Below are 2,959 nucleotides of genomic sequence, written 5' to 3'. Positions count from 1 at the left end.
GCCGACCACGGCAACGTGGCGGGCTCCGGCGGCGCCATCAACACCACAACCCTGGGCGCTGCTCGCACCGCCATGCGCAAGCAGCAATCCAAGGCCGGCGCTTTCCTCAACGTGGAGCCGCGCTACCTGGTGGTGGGGCCGGACAAGGAGCTGGAGGCCTTCCAGTTCACCAGTTCCAACTACGTACCGGCCAAGAACGCCGACATCAACGATAGCCGCAACACCTCGCTGATCGTGATCGTCGATCCTCGTATCACCGGCAATCAGTGGTACCTGTATACCGAGCCGGGCCTCGTCGATACCTTCGAGTACGCCTACCTGGAAGGCGAGCAGGGCGTGTTCACCGAAACCCGCGAGGGCTTCGAGGTGGACGGCGTGGAGATCAAGGCGCGTCTGGTGTTCGGTGCGGCCTGGATCGACTTCCGCGGCGCGTACAAGAACCCAGGCGCGTAACTCTCCAGTTCGACCTGAACCCCAAAGGGCGCCACGCGGCGCCCTTTTTGTTTTCCAGTTCCAGTCTCTGAAGGGGACCATGCATGAAGACTTTCATCCAGCACGGCGACAGCATCACTGTTCCTGCACCCGCCGGCGGTACCATCTCGGGCGAGCTCTACAAAGTCGGCGCGATCATCGGCGTTGCGGCAACCACTGAAGTAGCGGCTGCGCCAGTCGTGCTCAAGCTCGGCGGTGTTTTCGGTCTGACCAAGATCAGTGCACAGGCTTGGGCGGTCGGTGACCTGGTGTACATGAACACCACCAGCCGCGCGCTGACCAACGTGTCTGCCGCCGGCCTGGTCCTCGTTGGCGTGGCGACCGAGGTTGCGGCAAACCCCAGCGCAGTCGGTGCCTGCCGACTCAACGGCGTGTCTGCGCCGGCGGCGGTCTAAATGGGCTGGGCCTCAATGGCCCAGCGCATGCTCGGCGTTTCGATCCGTACGTTCAGCGAGCCATCGGCAGCCATCGACCCTGATGGTGCCGTGTACTGGCTGACCGATGGTGTCGCGCCGGGCGTTGCCCTGGCCCAGGTCGTGTTCGATTCCGCCCATGTCGCCGTTGACCCGGAAACCGGCGCACCGGTGTCGAGCAGCAACCCCGTCCTTGGCGTGCGCCTGATCGACCTCCCCAACAAGCCAACCAGCCGTGATCGGGTCCGGGCACGGGGTGAGCTCTATTCGATCAACGACGTTCAGCCCGATGGTGTGGCCGGCGTAACGATCATCTTGAGGAAAGCTTAACCATGGCGCACCCCAGAGAACTGATTCGCAAGCAGGCCGTTGCGGTCCTGTTGGGTGCCACTGATGCCGGTGCCAGCGTTTATGCCAGCCGCGTTGCGCCGTTGATTTCCAACGGTTGGCAGAGCGAACTCCCGGCGATCATCGTCTACACGATGGACGAGCACGGAGAGCTCTTTAACCAGGCGCCCCGCGAGTACCGGCGTCGGGTGGAGCTGGTCGTGGAAATCCATGCCGAAGGCAACGGTGCGCTGGATGACACGTTGGACACCCTTGCCCGGCAGGTCGAAAGGCTACTGCTGATGGACGACACCCTGGGTGGCACGGCAAACGATCTGCAATACCAGCGCTCGCGCATGGTGCTGCTCGATCAGTCACAGCATCTGACCGGCGCCTGCCGGCTCATCTTCGAAGCAGAGTACTTCGATCGACATCCTGACGACCTGTTCAATCAAAGCCTGCCCGACCTGAACACGGTGACCACCGATTACAGCCTGGGCAATGCGCAGCCAGATCCGGCGGATCGCGCCCAAACGATCATTGAGGACCTCAACCCATGACCACCCGAGTGCTGGTTAAACCCGTCGAGGGGCGCCTGGTGCGGATCCCTGGCACCTATGAGGTGCTGCCTGCAGACGGCAAAGAGCTGGAAATGAACAGCTACTGGATTCGCAAAGAAGCGGCCGGCGACGTCGTTCTTCCAAACGATCAGCCTGCTGGCCAGGCCCCAACCCCGAAAGGTGAGAAACAATGACTATCGGATTCGACACCATCCCTGGGCCCGGCTCGCTGCGCAAACCGGGTACCTACAGCGAGATCGACAACAGCAAGGCTGTCAGCGGACCGCAGTCGGTCACCTACCGCCGGCTGCTGATCGGCCAGAAGCTGACCGCGGGTACAGCTACTGCCAACACCCTGGTCCGCGTGACCAGCTCGGCGCAGGCCGACACCCTGTTCGGCGCCGGCTCGATGCTGTCTGGCATGGTCCGGGCGGCGATGGCCGTCGACACCTACACCGAGCTGCTGGTGCTGCCGGTGGTCGACAATGCCGCTGGCGTGGCGGCTACGGGCACCGTGGTGTTCACGGGCCCGGCCACCGCCTCGGGTACCGTCGAGCTGATGATCGCCGGGCGCCGAGTGTCGGTAGGGGTCATCAGCGGTGACACGCCGACGGCAATTGCTGCCGCCGCCGCTGCTGCAATCACTGCGGCTGCGGATATGCCGGTCACTGCAGCCGCCACCACCGGAACGGTGACCCTGACCTGTCGCCACAAAGGTGAAGCGGGTAACAGCCTCAATGCCCGGGTCAACTACTACGCGGGTCAGGCCTTGCCTGCAGGTGTCGGCGTCACTTTCACGGCATTCACCAACGGCGCGGGCAATCCGGCCTTGGGCCCATCCCTGGCGGCCATCGGTGACGAGTGGCTGCATACCTGGGCGGTGCCGTACACCGACGCTGCCAGCCTGGCCAGCATCAAGACTGAACTGAGCAGTCGGTTCGCCTGGAATCGTGAGATCGAGGCGCATGCCTTTGCGGCGGCACGAGGTACTCAGGGCGCGCTCGGCACGCTGGGCGATAGCCACAACAGCCAGCACCTCACCATTGTGATGGCGAACGACGAGCCCATGCCAGCCTACGAAAAGGCCGCCGAGACGATGGCCATTGCCGCGCACTATGCCGCCATCGATCCGGCGCGGCCGCTCCAGAACCTGGCCTATGCCTGGTG

The 2,959-nt window shown here is 63.9% G+C and carries 6 protein-coding genes; all 6 read left to right on the top strand.

Going from position 1 to position 2,959, the window contains the following annotated elements:
• Positions 1-453: Mu-like prophage major head subunit gpT family protein (locus ACIQUS_RS27185; RefSeq protein ID WP_403054251.1), on the top strand; the 453-nt coding region annotated here is incomplete at its 5' end.
• Between the two features lie 83 nt (positions 454-536).
• The gene (locus ACIQUS_RS27180) at positions 537-887 is read left to right on the top strand and encodes a DUF2190 family protein (RefSeq protein WP_403054248.1); all 351 of its coding nucleotides are present in this window, start codon (positions 537-539) and stop codon (positions 885-887) included.
• Positions 888-1,235: a hypothetical protein gene (locus ACIQUS_RS27175; protein ID WP_403054245.1), complete on the top strand. Its 348-nt coding sequence runs from the start codon at positions 888-890 to the stop codon at positions 1,233-1,235.
• Between the two features lie 2 nt (positions 1,236-1,237).
• Entirely contained in the window at positions 1,238-1,792 is a 555-nt protein-coding gene (locus ACIQUS_RS27170; RefSeq protein ID WP_403054242.1) for a hypothetical protein, read from the top strand.
• Complete coding sequence (locus ACIQUS_RS27165) at positions 1,789-1,986, top strand: DUF2635 domain-containing protein (RefSeq protein ID WP_403054239.1); 198 nt, start codon at positions 1,789-1,791, stop codon at positions 1,984-1,986. Before ACIQUS_RS27170 ends, ACIQUS_RS27165 begins: the two co-directional genes overlap by 4 nt.
• On the top strand, positions 1,983-2,959 hold a 977-nt coding region (locus ACIQUS_RS27160; protein ID WP_403054236.1), incomplete at its 3' end, for a phage tail sheath N-terminal beta-sandwich domain-containing protein. The genes ACIQUS_RS27165 and ACIQUS_RS27160, both read left to right, overlap by 4 nt.

The sequence above is a fragment of the Pseudomonas sp. NPDC090755 genome, assembly GCF_044769005.1.
In the GTDB taxonomy this organism is placed as follows: Bacteria; Pseudomonadota; Gammaproteobacteria; order Pseudomonadales; family Pseudomonadaceae; genus Aquipseudomonas.
Note: the sequence above shows the minus strand (reverse complement) of the source record. Positions and strands in the feature narration are given on the sequence as shown.

Excerpts from the sequence above, each read along its gene's own strand:
- ACIQUS_RS27180 (WP_403054248.1), top strand. The coding sequence starts at position 537 with ATGAAGACTTTCATCCAGCACGGCGACAGCATCACTGTTCCTGCACCC.
- ACIQUS_RS27175 (WP_403054245.1), top strand. The coding sequence starts at position 888 with ATGGGCTGGGCCTCAATGGCCCAGCGCATGCTCGGCGTTTCGATCCGT.
- ACIQUS_RS27170 (WP_403054242.1), top strand. The coding sequence starts at position 1,238 with ATGGCGCACCCCAGAGAACTGATTCGCAAGCAGGCCGTTGCGGTCCTG.
- ACIQUS_RS27165 (WP_403054239.1), top strand. The coding sequence starts at position 1,789 with ATGACCACCCGAGTGCTGGTTAAACCCGTCGAGGGGCGCCTGGTGCGG.